Origin of the sequence: Undibacterium paludis, from assembly GCF_022568815.1 — a bacterium.
Taxonomy (GTDB): domain Bacteria; phylum Pseudomonadota; class Gammaproteobacteria; order Burkholderiales; family Burkholderiaceae_D; genus Undibacterium.
In genome coordinates this window covers 91,155-107,806 of record NZ_JAKZHX010000001.1, presented here as the reverse complement: position 1 = coordinate 107,806, position 16,652 = coordinate 91,155, and the positions used below count along the sequence as shown (strand labels likewise).

16 protein-coding genes are annotated in these 16,652 nt (G+C 54.2%); 8 read left to right on the top strand and 8 right to left on the bottom strand.

The features are described 5' to 3' along the window. The first annotated feature begins 106 nt into the window (after positions 1–106). From LZ463_RS00460 to LZ463_RS00440, 5 genes are read left to right on the top strand one after another with little or no spacing between them, the layout of a single operon-like run. The gene (locus tag LZ463_RS00460; RefSeq protein WP_241452698.1) at positions 107–1,390 is read left to right on the top strand and encodes a 3-dehydroquinate synthase; all 1,284 of its coding nucleotides are present in this window, start codon (positions 107–109) and stop codon (positions 1,388–1,390) included. Next, the gene (gene eboE, locus LZ463_RS00455) at positions 1,381–2,649 is read left to right on the top strand and encodes a metabolite traffic protein EboE (RefSeq protein ID WP_241452696.1); all 1,269 of its coding nucleotides are present in this window, start codon (positions 1,381–1,383) and stop codon (positions 2,647–2,649) included. The genes LZ463_RS00460 and eboE overlap by 10 nt, the downstream gene beginning before the upstream one ends. A 17-nt stretch (positions 2,650–2,666) precedes the next feature. Beyond that, positions 2,667–3,638: a UbiA family prenyltransferase gene (locus LZ463_RS00450; RefSeq protein ID WP_241452693.1), complete on the top strand. Its 972-nt coding sequence runs from the start codon at positions 2,667–2,669 to the stop codon at positions 3,636–3,638. Between the two features lie 29 nt (positions 3,639–3,667). Continuing rightward, a complete protein-coding gene (locus tag LZ463_RS00445) occupies positions 3,668–4,600 on the top strand; it encodes an EboA domain-containing protein (protein WP_241452691.1) in 933 nt (310 codons plus the stop codon). 17 nt (positions 4,601–4,617) lie between these two features. Beyond that, positions 4,618–5,055 carry a GAF domain-containing protein gene (locus LZ463_RS00440; protein ID WP_241452687.1) on the top strand — a complete coding sequence of 146 codons (438 nt, stop codon included), beginning with the start codon at positions 4,618–4,620 and terminating at the stop codon, positions 5,053–5,055. A 30-nt stretch (positions 5,056–5,085) separates the two neighbouring features. On the opposite strand, the gene LZ463_RS00435 is transcribed toward LZ463_RS00440, so the two are convergent. After that, complete coding sequence (locus tag LZ463_RS00435; protein WP_241452686.1) at positions 5,086–6,222, bottom strand: hypothetical protein; 1,137 nt, start codon at positions 6,220–6,222, stop codon at positions 5,086–5,088. Between the two features lie 88 nt (positions 6,223–6,310). Further along, complete coding sequence (locus LZ463_RS00430) at positions 6,311–6,934, bottom strand: class I SAM-dependent methyltransferase (RefSeq protein WP_241452685.1); 624 nt, start codon at positions 6,932–6,934, stop codon at positions 6,311–6,313. Between the two features lie 273 nt (positions 6,935–7,207). Here LZ463_RS00430 and LZ463_RS00425 point away from each other — a divergent pair, with 273 nt between their 5' ends. The 3 genes from LZ463_RS00425 (at position 7,208) to LZ463_RS00415 (ending at position 9,582) form a co-directional block, all read left to right on the top strand. After that, entirely contained in the window at positions 7,208–7,648 is a 441-nt protein-coding gene (locus tag LZ463_RS00425; protein WP_241452684.1) for a DUF1843 domain-containing protein, read from the top strand. A 57-nt stretch (positions 7,649–7,705) separates the two neighbouring features. Beyond that, positions 7,706–9,157 carry a GDL motif peptide-associated radical SAM/SPASM maturase gene (locus LZ463_RS00420; protein ID WP_241452681.1) on the top strand — a complete coding sequence of 484 codons (1,452 nt, stop codon included), beginning with the start codon at positions 7,706–7,708 and terminating at the stop codon, positions 9,155–9,157. 128 nt (positions 9,158–9,285) lie between these two features. Then, on the top strand, positions 9,286–9,582 hold the full coding sequence (locus LZ463_RS00415; protein ID WP_241452679.1) for a DUF1843 domain-containing protein: 297 nt from the start codon (positions 9,286–9,288) through the stop codon (positions 9,580–9,582). Between the two features lie 94 nt (positions 9,583–9,676). Here the strand turns inward: LZ463_RS00415 and LZ463_RS00410 are convergent, their stop codons facing one another. From LZ463_RS00410 to LZ463_RS00385, 6 genes are all read right to left on the bottom strand, one after another. Continuing rightward, positions 9,677–10,942: a lanthionine synthetase LanC family protein gene (locus LZ463_RS00410; protein ID WP_241452678.1), complete on the bottom strand. Its 1,266-nt coding sequence runs from the start codon at positions 10,940–10,942 to the stop codon at positions 9,677–9,679. Beyond that, a complete protein-coding gene (locus LZ463_RS00405) occupies positions 10,939–11,946 on the bottom strand; it encodes a T3SS effector HopA1 family protein (protein WP_241452677.1) in 1,008 nt (335 codons plus the stop codon). Before LZ463_RS00405 ends, LZ463_RS00410 begins: the two co-directional genes overlap by 4 nt. Next, positions 11,943–13,052, bottom strand: coding sequence for a phosphotransferase (locus LZ463_RS00400; RefSeq protein ID WP_241452672.1), 1,110 nt, complete (start codon positions 13,050–13,052; stop codon positions 11,943–11,945). Before LZ463_RS00400 ends, LZ463_RS00405 begins: the two co-directional genes overlap by 4 nt. Before the next feature lie 210 nt (positions 13,053–13,262). Further along, positions 13,263–14,039 (bottom strand): hypothetical protein, encoded by a 777-nt coding sequence (locus LZ463_RS00395; RefSeq protein WP_241452668.1) that lies wholly within the window; start codon positions 14,037–14,039, stop codon positions 13,263–13,265. Positions 14,040–14,451: 412 nt separating this feature from the next. Continuing rightward, on the bottom strand, positions 14,452–14,892 hold the full coding sequence (locus LZ463_RS00390) for a hypothetical protein (protein WP_241452667.1): 441 nt from the start codon (positions 14,890–14,892) through the stop codon (positions 14,452–14,454). A gap of 586 nt (positions 14,893–15,478) precedes the next feature. Continuing rightward, positions 15,479–16,606, bottom strand: a complete 1,128-nt coding sequence (locus LZ463_RS00385) for a DUF3466 family protein (RefSeq protein ID WP_241452665.1) — start codon at positions 16,604–16,606, stop codon at positions 15,479–15,481. Positions 16,607–16,652: the final 46 nt, after the last annotated feature.

Below are 16,652 nucleotides of genomic sequence, written 5' to 3'. Positions count from 1 at the left end.
CGGTAGTAAATCCGGGTGCTTGTAAATTTTACACATTAATGAATATCAGATTTATAATGTTTTTCAACGTAGAGGTTGTTTCGGCTCCAACACATTTTAAGAGTGAGTGCGCATCGTGAAACTGGCAGAGCTCAACCGCATCCCCGACCTTGATGTCAGCCCGCTGGGTGCGCTGTCCGGCAACTGGCAGCAACAGCACGTACGTGTCGACTATTCCTTCCCGGTGGTGTTTACCCGTCATGCCTTTGATATTGCCAATCCTGACTTTCGTGCTGTCCTTACTGTGCGTGAACCGCAAAGGCGTCATCGTATTGCCATCTTCCTCGATGCCGGTGTGGCGCAAGCCATGCCGGGGCTGCTTGAACAGATTCTTGCCTATATACGTTTTCACGCACAGGCGATAGAACTGGTCGGTGATATCGTCGTCATGCCCGGCGGCGAAGCCTGCAAGAATGATGCGCATGTTGTGGCAAACCTGCTTGAGGCGCTGTCTGAAAGAGCCATAGACCGGCATTCGTATTCGGTCGCCATCGGTGGCGGCGCCTTGCTCGACGCGGTTGGTTATGCCTCGGCCATCTTCCATCGTGGGGTCAGGCATATACGCTTCCCGACCACAGTGCTGGCTCAGGATGACAGTGGTGTAGGCGTCAAGAATGCCGTTAACTGGCAGGGACAGAAAAACCTGATTGGCACCTTTGCTCCACCATGGGCAGTCATCAATGATGCCTGCTTTGTCGAAATACTGCCCAACCGTGAAAAACGTGCCGGCCTGGCGGAAGCCGTCAAGGTTGCACTGATACGTGACCATGCCTTCTTTCTGATGATGGAAAAACAGGTCCATGCACTGGCTGCTTTTGATAGTGATGTCATGCATGCCGTGATTGCCCGTTCCGCCAGTCTGCACATGCACCAGATTGCCCATGGTGGTGATCCGTTTGAAAGTGGTTCGGCGCGTCCGCTCGATTATGGCCACTGGGTGGCGCACAAGCTTGAACGTTTGACTGCGCATGCACTGTCGCACGGCGAAGCCGTAGCCATAGGTCTGGCGCTTGATGCCCGTTATTCCTGCCTGGCCGGCCTGCTTCCGGCTGGTGAAGACGTACGCATACATCGCCTGTTGTCACAACTCGGTTTTGACCTCTGGCATAACCAGCTGCTTGCCAGCAATGAGCAAGGTGAATTGCTGGTCTTGCAGGGGCTGCGTGAATTTCGCGAACATCTTGGTGGTGAACTCACCATCACCCTGCTTGCCGCCATAGGCAGCGGTGTTGAAGTGCATGAGATGGATGCTGCAATGATAAATGCTGCGATATGCTGGCTGCAACAGCAACGCGATCAGGTACAGGAAAATCCGCATGGTGGACAACAGCAGGAGGTTGCATGCAGATAGCGCTGCCACCGCAAACCGTACATCTCAGTTACTGTACCAATATTCACGCTGGTGAAAGCTGGGAAGAAGTCGCGGCCAGTCTGGAAGAAACCGTACCCTTGATACGAACCAGGCTGGAACTGGCTGATGAGCAGGCTTTCGGCATAGGTCTGCGCCTGTCCGGGCAGGCAGCCCTCAGCCTGTCTGAACCGGCGACCCTGCAGGCTTTCCAGGCGCAGTTGCAACGCCTGAATGCCTATGTATTCACTATCAATGCTTTTCCCTACGGGCCGTTCCACGCAGTCGGGGTGAAGGAACAGGTATACCAGCCAGACTGGCGTCATGAGGCACGCCTGGCTTACACCGCTCAATGTGCACGTATATTGACTCAGCTCTTGCCGGATGGCGTGGAGGGCAGCATTTCTACCGTACCTGGTGGTTTCAGGGCTGAAGTACAGGGTGTGGATGCACAGCAGCAAGTCGTCGAGCAACTCTTGCGTGCAGTCGCCATGCTGGCAAAACTGGAAGAACAAAGCGGCAAATCCATCGCCCTGGCGCTGGAACCGGAACCTTGCTGTTTTCTCGAAACTGCTGCTGAAGTCAGGGCATTTTTTACCGAGCAGTTATGGGCAACTGCGAGTATAGCCAAGTTGGCTGATCTGTGCGAAACCACCGAGGCGCATGCTGCCAGACTGATGCGTCACCATCTCGGTATTTGCTATGACGTTTGCCATGCGGCGGTTGAATTCGAGGACCCGGTTGCTTCCATGCAGGCACTGACAGAAATCGGCATACGCATACCCAAGATACAGCTGTCTTGCGCCTTGCGCATCAAGAATATGCAAGATGATCTGCTGCCGGCTTTGCAGCGTTATGACGATGGCGTGTATCTGCACCAGGTCGTGGCGCGGCAAGCCGATGGCTTGCAACGTTATGTCGATTTGCCGCCTGCACTTGCTGCCTATGCAGCTGGTAAAGCCAACGGTGAATGGCGCGTTCATTGCCATGTGCCGATCTTCTGGGATGGTGACGAACAGCTTGAAGGAGTTGGGCTGGGTTCTACCAGGGATGATTTGCTGGCAACCCTGCGCGCCCTGCAAATCCAGGGATTTTCCAGCCACCTGGAGGTGGAAACCTACACCTGGGATGTCTTGCCTGCACATCTGAAAACGGAAGCCAAGGCGACGGCCATTGCCCGTGAATTGTCTTTTGTCATGAAAGAGCTGCAGCAGCCGGTCAGACGGTCTCAGCAAAATCAACTGACTCAGTTAAAACTGTGAAGCGACAGGAAAACACCATGAATAGCGTCAGCCTCAGCAATAGCCGCATGAACACATACCTGCGTCTGGGGCGGGTATCCAATTTGCCCACGGTATGGAGCAATGTCCTGGCTGGTACGATCGTGGCCAGCAGTATTACCGGTCGCCCGCTGTCTGCCATACATACCCTGCTGGTCATGCTGGCGATATCTGCCTTCTATTGTGCAGGCATGTATCTGAATGATGCCTTCGACCGCGAAATCGATGCCCGTGAAAGGCCGGGCCGCCCCATACCTTCCGGACAGATTGCAGCAAGGACGGTGTTCGTTATGGGTTTTGTCATGCAGGCTTTTGGTCTGCTGGTGCTGAGTCAGTATGGCATTTGGGCATTTGTTTGCGGCCTGGCGCTGGCGGCCACGATTTTGCTCTATAACGTCTGGCACAAGGGTAATTCTTTCAGCCCCCTGATCATGGGACTATGCCGTGCCCTGGTGTATTTTTCTGCTGCTGCCTGCGCCATGGCTATTACCGGCAATATCGCTGAACAGACTTTGTCTGCCGAAGCTGTCACGATGTCGGGAAATCATGGCGTACTTGTACACACTGCGGTGGTGCTGGCGGCGCTGGCGATCTGGGCGCATGTGGTCGGTCTTACCTACGCTGCAAAACAAGAGAGCCTGAACCGCCTGGGCAGCTTATGGCCCTTGATGATACTGGCGCTGCCGGTGGTTTTGTATGGCAGCCGTTTTGTCCACACCTGGTCAGACGGCGCCTTGCCATTGTTGATGCTGCTTGCCCTGACCGTGGCTGATATCATCGCGGTGCGCCTGTTGATCACCCGCCATATTGCTGGGGCAGTACCCAAGGCTGTGGCGCAACTGATTGCCGCAACATCACTGCTGGATGCGCTGGTTATTGCCGTGGCTGGCGGTACACCCGAAGCCGTGGTGTTTTGCGTGTTGGCCTTTGCATTGACACGCTTTTTGCAGCGTATCATTCCAGGGACTTGAGCCAGAATCTTAACAGTGCCGGATTTATCATGATACATACATCAGCTATGCCAGCCAGCTCTTTGCCCAGGGTAACAGCAGCTATCACCTTGCTTGATGGCTGGATAACCGCGCGTAGCAGCGACGCGGCGTGCCAGTGGTTCAGACAGCAATGCCAGTTGATTGCCGATGATGGGCAAGACAGCAAGCTGTTCAAGGCTATGGGTATGGCGGCGCGCAAACTCGGCAAGGCAGACCTGTGTCTGGATGCAGGAGAATTGCAACGGGCTGGGTTGCTGCGTACCGGCTTTGACCCCGGAAACTGGAGCATCGACATTGCCGCCAGAGTCGTTTTCATCCTGATCGCGTATGCCGGCATGCATGATGATGAGCAGGCATTTGCGGCTTTACTGGACAGGCTGGCCGATAGTGCCGAGATCAATGAATTGATTGCCCTGTATTGCGGCTTTGCTCTTTACCCTGCTACTCAGTCCATAGAGCACAGGGCGCGTGAAGCGATACGTTCCAGCATGCGCCCTGTCTTTGAGGCGATGGCGCATCGCAATCCCTATCCGGTGGAGGCATTTGATGAGGCAGCCTGGAACCAGATGGTGGTCAAGACCTTCTTTCTTGACAGCCCCTTGTGGCCGGTACAGGCTGTCGATGCAAGAGCTAATCCCGCGCTGGCGGTCATTCTGGTTGACCTGGCTTATGAGCGCTGGGCAGCTGGCCGCTCCATCAGCCCGGAACTCTGGCGATGCGTCACACCACATGCTGACGAATACGGTGTTGCCGCCTTAATGCAGGCACTGGACAAGTCGACCAGGATAGAAAAGCTGGCCATCGCCAAGAGCTTGCCTGCGAGCTGTAACCCGATCAGTCTGGCCGTATACCGGCGCTGCGAAGAGATGGGCCTGATCGCCGCCGCAACAGATTTCAGCTGGCAGCAACTATACGAAAAATTTGTGCAAAGGGACGTTTAAACCGATAAGGAGAAAATATGTACGAACAAAACAGTGAACACCAGCAATGGCTGGAAGCCAGCATCGCCAGTCTGGGCGCTGCGGCTGGCACGGTACACATACAACGTGGTGAAGACCTGTACCTGAGTGCCGCACTACGCATACCACCGCCGGTCATTGCTACCGTTGCTCATGTCGTCCATGGCAAGGGCATGGCGGGTGCCGCACAATTGCGCAAAGCGCCGGTGCAGACCTGCAACCTGCAAGACGATAATAGTGGCAATATACGCCCTGGCGCCAAGGCAGTCGGCGCTCAGGCGGCGATAGCCATCCCTTTGCTGAGCCAGGCCGGTGAGGTGATGGCCGTGGTCGGCTTTGCCTGGCAAAAAGAAGGGGACCCGGCTGACTGGATAGCGCAAGAACCTTTCCCTGCCAGGCTGGCCGAGTTGACAGCGCATTTGCAGAATCTGCAGTAAACAGGTATAAGTATAGCGGGACGTGTGACTCTAACTGGCAGGCAAAAACAGCCTGCGCACATAGCCTTGCAAAGGCCGGGCCTGCCCGTCCTGATCCGGGATGAGGCGGCCGGGCAGACCCATGCCTTCGCTGATCAGAACGGTATTGCCGTCTACACATAAATTCGATGGCGTATCAAGATGGTCAGCGAGGCAGTTCACCGTTCCTGTCTGCAAATCCAGGCACAACAGGCGACCTGAATATCGTTCAAAGCCACCATGCCAGGCCTGGTCCGGTACATGTCCTGCTGGCATAGGCTGGCAAAAATCTGCGCACAACTCCAGTACCAGTAACTGGCGCTGGGCTGTAAAAGCCAGACCAGTGGGCAAGGTCAGGCCTTCCACTACCGCTGTCAGTTCACGGCTGTCAGGATCAAGACGTAAAATCTTGCTGACTGCTTTTTGAAAATGGATACCGGTCTTGTCTGCATCGCCTTGCAACTCACCAGAGAATAGTGAAATCAGTACCGGCTGGGTAGTCGTGTCGGACATGTATTGATCGAGTATGACAGTGACAGGCACGGCATGCTGTCCACCCGGCAAGTCAGGCAAGTCAGCAAGCACTTTTTCTGGCTGTCCTTCCATCAGCTCCACCACCTGGTTGGTGTCGGGTTTGACTGTCAGCCAGCTTTTTCTTTGCGGGTGATAACAGAGGGCATTCAGATTGCCATGGCTCTGGAACAGGGTAGTCGGCGGCAGGTTGCTCACATCCATGACGCGTGAACCGGCCACATAATCAGTCTGACTCAACAGCCAGCGCTTCTCACTATGGCCATAGTCACCACAGGCGATATCGGCCAGGCCAAAAATTTCATCGCGACACATGCGGGCCTGCATATTCATGGAACGAAAGCCGCAAGCCAGTACCTCAGCCGGCAAGAAGTTGCTCGCAGCACCAGGCTTGAATTGCAAGAGCCTTCCAGAGAAAGGATTGTCGGCGTCACCAGTACCAGCCTCAACCAGCAACAGGCTGCCATCTGCCTTGATACGCAAACCGCGCGGGTTGTTCAGTCCACGCAGGATGATTTCAGATGTGCATGGGCGGGGTAGCGGTTTGTTTGGGATGACTATCGTTGGCATGGGGGAGATGTTGTGAGCTTCATGGAAGTGTGTTACCAAGTGTTTCATAAAATGCAATTGTGGTCAATATGTCATTTAGTGTGACCCTTGCTGTTGCTCCTGTTATCTGTGACCGGTCAGCAAGACGTCTTTGCGATCAGGATGGTTTTCTCCGGAAAGCCAGCCTGGTCCAGGTGACGCCATTTTGTTGATTGGTTTTTTGCAGGGATGCAGTGTGCTTATTCAGTTCCAGGTTAAGGCCATGCTTGTGTGCCAGGTTGATTGTTTCATCTGCACTGACGTCAAACATGCGTCGCCCGGCTGGAATCGCGCCATGGCGCAGGGACATGATGAGCAAGCCTGTATCAGCCAGTAGCTCCGTCAGCACATGCATGGCCTGTTCACGTTCCTGACTGTCCAGATGCATCCAGACAGCTGTCAGCATGATGAGATCGAACTGTTCTTTACGTGAGCGAAGCAGCGTCAGGTCCGGCAGGCTGTCGTCAAGCCAGTCGATGCTTGTCGATGCGTGCAAGGTCATGCCGGCCTGACGCAGCTCTCTGGTCGGTTCAACTGCCACCACCTGGTGCCCCATGGTGGCAAATGCCGCAGCATCCCTACCTATGCCAGCGCCAAGATCAAGGATACGTGCAGGTGCTGTCGGTAACAGATGCATGACGATCTGATGTTGCCGGGAAAACGAAATTTCTTTCCATTGCGGGATAAGAAATTCAGCAGCCTCTGCATAACCTTCGGTGCCGCTGACCTGCACATTTTTCATTTTTATTCCTTGGTGTTCTTGCGCAAAAGCAGATACTAAACGCATTCAACATTTCTTGAATGAATGTACTGGACATGCCGGAATTCAGCGGTGACTTTGGAAAAGATGCAGGATTTGCCACAATATTTTGCAAATATTTTATTAATCAAAAAATAATAACATTGACTTTCCAATAATTGAAAATATACTAACTAAGCTTGCATTATTGATAGCGAGCAGGTTTGCCAAACTCAAGTACGCACGAATCAGACGCATCATTTAAAGGAGTAATTCATGACTACCAATAAAGATTCTTATGGCCCTGTTATACCTATGTATGCTGCAGCGATGAGCGATGCCATTGCTAGTGGTGATACGGCTCAACTGAGTGCTGCACGCGAAGCCGCATTCACCCACCTGGCAGCAGCGGCTGATGTTGCCCGCCTGTTGCCTGAGCTGGAAAATGCCATCAAGACCAAGGGCGGTGTAATACGTCCGCTGTATGCCGTCACCATACAAGACGCACTGGCCCGTGGTGACAGTGTTGAAATTGCCCGCATCAAAACTGAACTGAATACCTATAACAACCTGCTGGGTGGCGCCAGCGCCTTTCATCCAGTCACACCTTACGGCGTTGCCATACAGGATGCACAGGCCCGTGGCGACCACGCAGAAGTGGATCGTCTCAAAGCTTATGCCCAAAGCCTGCTGGCGCAACTCAACGCAGGGAAGTAAGCAGGCATCACTTAATCCCAGATGCCAGTTCGCTGGCATTTCCCACCGGAGCCAAGCATGGAACAAACTCTCGTATCCGAACCCGCCAGGGCGCGCACACTGTCCGACCTGAATGGCCATACCCCTGTGCATGTTGTGTGGGAAATTACACTCGCCTGTAACCTCAAGTGCAGTCATTGTGGTTCGCGTGCAGGCAAACGCAGGGTGGGCGAACTGTCTACCGATGAAGCATTGTCGGTGATCGATCAGCTGGCTGCCCTGGGCACACGTGAAATCACCCTGATAGGTGGCGAAGCATTCTTGCGCAAGGACTGGCTGCAACTGGTGTCGCGCATTGCCGGCCATGGCATCCGGGTAGGTATACAGACCGGGGCGCGCAACCTCAATACGGCCAGGTTGCAGGCAGGTAAAGAGGCAGGTTTGTTTGGCATCGGTGTTTCCATCGATGGCATGAAGGACTATCACGACAGGGTACGCGGTGTAGTTGGTTCCTGGAATGATGCCCTGCGCGCCATGGAAACCGCGAAGTCCCTGGGTATGGGTGTCAGCTGTAATACCCAGATCGGTGCAGAAACCATAGAGCAGCTGGAACCACTGTTCAATCGCATCATCGAAGCCGGCGCCACCCACTGGCAGTTGCAAATCACGGTGGCCATGGGCAATGCGGTAGAGAATGATCACCTGCTGTTGCAACCGCATCGTGTCCTGGAACTCATGCCTTTATTGAACCGTCTTTACCATGAGGGTCAGCAACGCGGCCTGTTGCTGACCTTTGGCAATAACCTTGGTTACTTCGGTCCATTCGAGCATCACTGGCGTGGTCTGGGCGATGAAACCCTGCACTGGACAGGTTGTGCCGCCGGTCAGAATGTTATCGGCCTGGAAGCCGATGGCACCATCAAGGGATGTCCTTCGCTGGCGACAGAAACCTATGGCGGCGGCAATGTCCGCGATACTGCCGTAGCAGAATTGTGGAACACCTCTGAAGCCCTGCACTTTGGCCGCATGCGCAATATTGATTCCTTGTGGGGCCATTGTCGTACCTGTTACTACGCCGATGTCTGTCGTGGTGGCTGCACCTGGACTTCCGATTCCCTGTTTGGCAAACCTGGCAATAACCCTTATTGCCACTACCGCGCACTGAAACTGGAAAAACGCGGCATACATGAAAAAATCCGCAAGGTGGCGCCTGCGCCTGACAAGCCTTTTGCCATAGGCAGATTTGAATTGTATGAAGAAGCCATTCCGGGGCGTGAAGTGCTGCCTGAAGAGCCGGCCCCGCCACCAAGGGTGGCAGAACGTACGCCCAGTGCTCCCCTGCCGGAACTGACGCTTTGTCGCAACTGCAATGAGTACATCTGGCCAGATGAAACAACATGTCCGCATTGCCGGGCGGATGTTGCCGCAGCAGCACAAAAGTATGCAATTGAAGAAGCCAGGCGGCAAGCCGTCATGGCCGAACTCAGGCGTGTACTTGATCGCCTGAATGCGTTGACCAGCACCGTATGAAGAGCAAGAACCGGCAAGCACAGTTCCTGCCTGCCGGGGTAGTTCACCCGCATTTGATTTGATGAAAATGTCCTCTTTGCAATCGCATGCCAGCAATATCGCTGCATGCACTACTGAAAGGAATAGATATGGCCTCTACCAATGCTGCACCTCTCGCTGCTTTATATGCAGTCCCCATGCATGACGCCATCGCCAGTGGCGATGTCAGCAAAATGCTTGCCATCCGCGACCAGGTACTCGATTACCTGACCTCTGCTGCCGCCATTGAACGCTTGCTGCCTTCACTGGACCGGGCATTGAAAGCCAAAGGCATGCCACCGCAAGCCCTGTATGGCGTGTCCATACAGGACGCCGTGGCACGCGGCGACCAGGCGGAACTGGCACGCCTGAAAGCAGAAGTTGCTTACTATAGCCGTTTGTTGTAATCAGGCTGAATCAGAAAAACCAGGAGAAAAAAGTCAGGAAGAAAAAACGGCATCGTCACTCGCGACGATGCCGTTTTTTTCAGATGACAGAACCTTAATGCGGCAGTTTTTGCGGCGGTGTCACGATCAGTACTGAGGGTACTGCCACGGGGTCATGCAGACGCAGATAGAAATGGCCTATGCCTGCCGTGCCCAGCATCAGGTTGGGTGTCTCCCCCGCGCCTGCGACACCGCAGGGCCAGGCCATCTCAGTCTGGCCATAGTGCTGCCAGCCTTCTTGCGCGACCTTGTGTGCGACCTGTAGCAGGTCAGGGCGATTCAGGTCATGGCCTGCCATGATCATCAATTCCGCATTGCCGCAGGAGCCATGACAGAGCGAATAATTACCCATGCCATGCACCCACGGTGTCAGCAGGGCATGTGCAGTTGTTTGCAGTGCTGCATTGAGTTCTTGTATCAGCTCAGGGTCTGAGTCCAGCAGGGCGACATTGCGCAGGCGTGACAAGCCTATGCCAGGTGCGCCATGACACCAGGCCAGGTTATAGATGGGTGCGGCTTCGGGCTGGCTGGTATCCATCATGCGCAGATCGGGCCAGTTGCTATGTTGTGCGCTGAACAGATGACGTTCATAGCGCAGACCTTGTTTCGCACCTTCCAGATAACGCTCTTCACCACATGCACGGTACAGTTCCAGCAGCGCCGTGACAATACCGGCAACACCATGTGAATGACCGGTCAGGTTTTTCTGGCCGGGTACATGCATGGTGTCCCAGGACCAGCCTTGATCACTCTTGACAGCATGTTTGAGCAGTTCGTCACCATGTCGTTGCGCCATCTCGACGAAGTCCGCCCGCTGGTGTTCCAGCCCCAGTTTCAGCATGGCAGGTATGGCACCTGCACTGCCGCCGATGACGTCGACGTAGTGCGCGTCGGGCGCCAGTGGCAACAGCGTCGCCATTTCACTCAGGCCACGTTGTATCAAGGCTTCGTTTTGCTGCAATTGTCCTATCCGTACCAGGACATAGGCGAGGCCGCTGGCGCCGGCATAAAAACCATTGCGCGCCGCGCCCTGCATTTGCGCCGACAGGGACAGGGCCTGGTTCAGTGCTGCTTCCATCACCCGTTTTTGCTGTCTGTCGCTACTAAACTGGTGCAACTCAGCCAGGAACAGGGCGATACCGCTGGTCCCCGAGTACAGGTCCCCGGCAAATGAGCGATACGCAGGCACCCAGGTCTGGTTGACCGACTCCATGGACCAGCCCAGCCAGTTACAGCGTGCACCATCCCACACGGCATCACGACAAAGATTGCGGCCTATGCGGTCAGCCACGTCCAGGTACATGTCTTTGCCTGTATTCATAAATTCAATCCCCCGGTAAGAGTGACAGTGTCGAGCAAGTCAACAGAGCGTTTGTTCAGATAAGGTGCGGCCAGATCAAGACCATTGTTGCTGAAACGTTTTTTCACCGCTTCGCTGCGTGCGCTGATTGCCTGTGTGCCCGCCAGCCAGGCGTCGATGATACCTTCTGCCACCAGGCGGCATCGATGCATGCCAAAGCTTTCGCCCGTGCCTGGCTCTTCTGCCATGCCTATACCGTCGGCAAAACGTTTGCTGAACATCGGTACGGCAGGACGCAATTTGTCACCTAACGATTCGCGCAGATCCAGCAAGAGCGAACTGACGATGGCATGATAACGTTTGGCTACATACAAGACCGCAGCGTCAGCGCGCCGGTAGGCACTGGCATCCACAAGGGTCTTGAAACGAAACGGGATGGCATAGCGATTGAGCTTGCCGGTCAGGCCATGCAGTAATTCCGTCGCTGCATGTGCCGGTACATTGAAGTAAAAGCGCAACAACGCATAATCGTCAAACTGGTCAGACAGGCTGCTGCCAAAGGCGTAATAAAAACCTTGCTGGGCGTCACCTGTGCCAGGGTAGACGCGCAGGTTGACCTGCTCCCCTTGTACGGGCGGTACACCCGGCCATTTGTTGGTTGCATATTCACCGACCACGGCAGGGCGACTGCGTTCACCTTTTTGCACCAGAATGCGGCCGTCCGGACTTTGCTGGTAAATACTCCAGCCCGGGTCCCAGCGGTCCTGTGTCTGGTTGACCTGAGTCAGGACAGGGATCAGGTTTTGCGCGGGAGTCGCTACTTCATCACCACAGTCACGCACATAGCATTTGCCATACAGGGTAGTGCGTATGGCTTCCATCAAGACCATGGCCGGATCATTCACACCAGGGTAGGCAGGCACCGGCAGGACAGTCGCATCGCCGAAGGAATAGCCGGCATAGCTGTGGATATGCAGGCGTTCGAAAATGCCAGTCAATTCATCAGTGAGAGTGGGTTCGTTCATGATGACAACTCCTGGGGAAAACCATACAAGGCCGTTGCTGCCTGGCGCGGATTAAGCAAAATATTCTGGCTGACCTGCAACAGGGTTGCTGCATGTGCCGTCATGGTGTTTGAGTAATAAAGGATTTCAAAAGCGGTCTGCACCATGCGTGCAGCGCCGTATTCTATACAACGCAACAAGTAAGCATTTGCCTGTGCCTTGCCTATGCCCGCAGTTTCTGTATAGCTGCGCCAGAATGCATGGATGGCGGGCTGCATGGTCTCAAGCTGATAAGCAGCCTTGCTGACATATTTTTCAGGGGAGTTTTCCTGCACCAGAGGCATGGAAAATATCCAGGCAGTCAGGTAGGCCTGTAATATTGCACCGATGTCCCAGCTGGCGTCGCCATAATCGACCAGTTCCCAGTCGATGATGCGCAAATTGAGCTTGCCTTCCGCATCAGGGTAGACCACGCAATTATCCCACTTCATGTCACCGTGGATGATGCTGTCGTACTGCCATTGCCGGGCCAGTCGCATCAGGTTGTTTTGCAGGTCAGGGTATTGCCGGATGATGGCGCCAAGTTGCTGCACACCGCCACTGAGGGTATTGCCGCCCATCAGGCTGGTCTGGTGGAAGGATAATATCCACGGGGCGGTACGTGGGAAATTTGCCAGGTCTTCTGCACGCAAGGGTTTGCCGCGCAGGGTCTGGTGGTAAGTGCCAAGCGAGACGCCGAGCATCTTGCCAATTTCCACAGGGAAGCTGTGTCTGCGTTGATGGAATTCAGTCAGGTTTTCACCCGATGGCAACAAGTCTATGGTCAGGCAATGGCGATCTGCATCATGGTCTATCATGCGCGGCATCAGTTGCGCCAGACCATGATAGCCCTCTTGCAAAGCCATGCGGTAACAGGCAGCTTCACGCTGCATGGTGGAGATGGACATCGCCTCCATATCCTTGATCTGCTTGATGAAGAGACCGCTGCCATTGCGATGGATGATTTTAAAATTGCGATTGCGGCGGCCAGCTTCGACGACCATGAAGTCACCGTTGACTACCGTGGCCGGCGTCAGCGTGCCTCTCGCCAGCAGATAATGGGCCATGTTGGAAGGCGTCAAAAACATCAGGGCTACTCCTTGTTTTTTGCGAAAAGACTGATTGGAGACCAAAGCCCGAAGCGTGCCAGTGCGCGCTTCGGGCTTGAAAAACAAAAACAGGACGACAAGATCCCCGCGGCCAGACATTGCCTGTCTGGCCGTTGTTGCCTGATCTTGCCGGGCTTTGCAGATGACTGGCAGGCTGATGTCAGGTGATCAGCCTGCCGGCAGAGCCGCTTAGCAAACTCCCGGTACTGTGATTGCCGGACCGACTGTCATCGGCAGGCAAGTGTTGCCACAAATCGGCATGTTATGTGTAGGCACGACAGGACCTATCGTCATAGGCAGGCAACCATGGCCACAAATTGGCATATTGTGTGTAGGGACTACCGGGCCAACCGTCATCGGCAGGCAAGTGCAACCGAGCAGATGTGTCGGTGCAACTGTCTGTGTGGCAGTCTGGTGGCAAACAGCGACACCAGTCGGGCAATGCTGTGGCGCAGTCAATGGTGGCAGGCACAAGGCAGCGACCACGGTAGGGCAATGCGGTGGAGCGGAAAACGGTGGCTGGCAACCATGCCATGCCGTGTGGCCGCAAACTTGCGGGGCAATCGTGCAATGCTGGACACCAGTTGGGCCAACAGCGGCATTGGCGGCAGCTGCATCAACCGTCATTGGCGGGCAAATGAAGCAATGTGTCGATGCCGTTGGATTGGTGGTCTGATGCGGCATCATTTGTGCTGCCTGTTGCGGTGCGGCGGCGGGTGGTGGGCAACCCCAGGCGGTATTGCCGCAATATTGTGGTGCGGCTGTGCAATATTGCACGCCAGTTGGGCCAAAAGGACCTGCGCCTGCCGGTGCTGCCGCAGCGAATTGCTGTGCCTGTGCCGGTGCTGCGAACGCGTTTTGTGCCTGGTGTTGAACCGGTGTCTGTTGCACGGGTGTGTTGAAGACCGGTGTCGTTGTTGTGAATGTTGGTGGAATGTGTGTACCAGCTATACACAGTGTTGGCACAGTTTGTGTCAGGCAATGTGGTTGCAAGGTTTGAGGCGGGCATGGCGGATGCACAGTATGCAGGCATGGTGTCTGCAGCGTTTGCGGCTGGCACTGCTGAATGATGATCGTATGGGGAAGGCACGGTGGTTGCAAAGTCTGCGGCTGGCATTGCTGGATGATGACAGTATGAGGTAAACACTGTGGCAACAGTGTCTGAACGCCGCAGGGGGGTAGATGAGTAATTGGGGGGCATATCGGGAATTGCGTAGTCATGACTAACTCTCCTAAGAGTGGAACTACAATTCAAGGTCAATATAAAAACAAAGGGCACAACTGGATGACGGCAAATACAGCCACGCTGTGGTGAAAATGGTCATCACTTCACACATTCGCATGAGAAAAAGGACTGGCCTTCCACTTCACGAATATTTCAATTGGGATTTGCCGGACAGCCTGGCCAGGCGGTGTTGCCGCATGTGGCAGGCGCTTGCGTACAGTTCTGGACACCTGTCGGACCGCTCTGGACGGCGGCCGCCGCATTGGTCTGGGCTGTCTGTGCGCTCTGTATCGGGCCGGTAAAGAAACAGGTCTTGGTATCGGCAACGCTCTTGCCTTTGCGTATCAGTTCGGCGTCTGCCTTGATCCACAAATAGCTGGTTTCCAGTGGATTGTCAGCCGCAGTAGTAGCACTTGCCGTATGCAGGATTGCGTCACTGGGTATTTCGTAAAATTCATTCAGTACTGCGTTCAGGTAGAGGCGGGTATAACCCTCCATGGCGGATTTCCCCGTAAAGCCATTGAGTAAAATCACGTCAGGAACAGCATTGGGATCGTCAGCCAGCACCTCTACAAAACTCTTACTTTTTGCCATTACAGTTCTCCGGTTGATTAAAACACCTGATCAGCATCGGGCTTGTCTGGATAGCTGGATCAGGTACAAAAACCTTGCAATATCTGGGCATGCAAAACCTTGACGCGTATTCCACAAAGGGTAATTTGCCATCTGCTCATCAAGCCTGTTCCAGCCTTATTCACCAAGGCATCGCTTTGAAAACGGCGACGATGACCCCTTGGGGCTCGCACGGGCGAGTCCTGGAGGAAAGGGATTTGCAGGTGAGTTGAAAACAGAAACGGTATGGAAGATCAGCGCATATACTTATTACTTAATTTGCATGTTAATTGTTCAATATTAGTATGTTGTTAACTAAAGTCAAGGAAAAAGACGCGATTAATTCGTTTCAAATTGCTACAGTTCGGAATTGAATTAGTGCTTTGTTTTTAAAGGGATTTTTTAAAGATGCAAACGTACCTGAATGTACGTAAGCTAATCAGGGAGAGAGCGGTGTTTAAGGAAGCTGATTTTCCGGGCTGGCGCGGATAAGGGCAGGAGCTGGCCTGCTCTTTCCAGAAGGGTGATGTCTGCATGCTGCCAAAGTATGGCAGCATGCAGAAAAATTTTACTGAACCTGTAACAGCAAATGTGCCGACGAAAATGCCGTAGCATCAACGCCTGTTATCGTAACCACTGGCGCTGGTGAGAACAAATTGCTGGCCTTTAACAGATAGGCGTGCGACTGATAGGTGAGGGTGTTCAAAGCGGTGCCGACGATGTCGCCCTGCTCATTGATGTCTCTGGCGTCTGTCAACACCCAGCCGGCTTCACGCATTGCCGGGTCAATGAAATCGTTGAGATCAATGGCTGTGCTGCTTTTGTTCAGCCACAGACTGGCATGTTGAAGTTCTTCATTCGCATAGCGCACATAGCCAACGATCTGTTCCATGTTATTGACGGCGTTGGCGCGTGACCACAGACTGTCGCCTGTTGATAAGACGGTTTCCCGCTGGTCGACCCAGACACTGGCCATGGGATTGACATGCTCGCCGGACACGGCGCCAACAACGACGCCATTGTCGTTGATATCTTTTGCCAGCGAGTGGCTGTAATTCGAATGCATGATGATGATCTGGTCGCCATTCCAGATGGTGGCATGCATGGAGCCCTGGTTCGCATCCTCTGACCAGCCGGCGATAACGCCATACTTGTTGATGGAATTGGCCTGGCTGAAGCGTCCACCCAGCGTACCCAGGTCGCTGATATTCCCGTCCTGCCATTTGACGGCGTGGTAACTGCCCTGCTTGCTGTCAAGATAAGAGATGCCGGTGATCTGGCCAGCATCATTGACAGATGTTGCTTCACTTCGGTAGCTGTTATCGTTGAGCGAACCCAGATTGATGGCCTGGGTCTCGGTCCAGACAGTGGCTTGCAGGACTTTGCCGTTCCCGGTGCTGGACCACACTGAAGAGCCCGTCATCAGGCCCTTGTTGTTGAGACAGGTAATCTTGCTGCCGGCGTCGGCGATGATTTCTGTCCTGGTCGGCGTAGCCGGTGAAAAACTCCATTTGGCTGCATAGCTCTTTTCTATGTATGAGGGAGCAAACAGGGAATGCTCATTCTTGGTGTCATAGCCGACGATGGTTCCGTTGTCGCTGATTTTGCGTACCTCGCTGGTACGGCCACCAAATGTACCAAGATCAGTAAAAGAGTAACTGACTATCGTGTCGTTGATTTTTTCCTGTATGGGCATTTATGATCCGCTGTTGAATTGGTTGATCTTCTCTTGATGCACAATT

Coding starts and splice junctions, on each gene's coding strand:
- eboE (WP_241452696.1), top strand. CDS start 1,381: ATGCAGATAGCGCTGCCACCGCAAACCGTACATCTCAGTTACTGTACC.
- LZ463_RS00450 (WP_241452693.1), top strand. CDS start 2,667: ATGAATAGCGTCAGCCTCAGCAATAGCCGCATGAACACATACCTGCGT.
- LZ463_RS00445 (WP_241452691.1), top strand. CDS start 3,668: ATGATACATACATCAGCTATGCCAGCCAGCTCTTTGCCCAGGGTAACA.
- LZ463_RS00440 (WP_241452687.1), top strand. CDS start 4,618: ATGTACGAACAAAACAGTGAACACCAGCAATGGCTGGAAGCCAGCATC.
- LZ463_RS00435 (WP_241452686.1), bottom strand. CDS start 6,222: ATGAAACACTTGGTAACACACTTCCATGAAGCTCACAACATCTCCCCC.
- LZ463_RS00430 (WP_241452685.1), bottom strand. CDS start 6,934: ATGAAAAATGTGCAGGTCAGCGGCACCGAAGGTTATGCAGAGGCTGCT.
- LZ463_RS00425 (WP_241452684.1), top strand. CDS start 7,208: ATGACTACCAATAAAGATTCTTATGGCCCTGTTATACCTATGTATGCT.
- LZ463_RS00420 (WP_241452681.1), top strand. CDS start 7,706: ATGGAACAAACTCTCGTATCCGAACCCGCCAGGGCGCGCACACTGTCC.
- LZ463_RS00415 (WP_241452679.1), top strand. CDS start 9,286: ATGGCCTCTACCAATGCTGCACCTCTCGCTGCTTTATATGCAGTCCCC.
- LZ463_RS00410 (WP_241452678.1), bottom strand. CDS start 10,942: ATGAATACAGGCAAAGACATGTACCTGGACGTGGCTGACCGCATAGGC.
- LZ463_RS00405 (WP_241452677.1), bottom strand. CDS start 11,946: ATGAACGAACCCACTCTCACTGATGAATTGACTGGCATTTTCGAACGC.
- LZ463_RS00400 (WP_241452672.1), bottom strand. CDS start 13,052: ATGTTTTTGACGCCTTCCAACATGGCCCATTATCTGCTGGCGAGAGGC.
- LZ463_RS00390 (WP_241452667.1), bottom strand. CDS start 14,892: ATGGCAAAAAGTAAGAGTTTTGTAGAGGTGCTGGCTGACGATCCCAAT.
- LZ463_RS00385 (WP_241452665.1), bottom strand. CDS start 16,606: ATGCCCATACAGGAAAAAATCAACGACACGATAGTCAGTTACTCTTTT.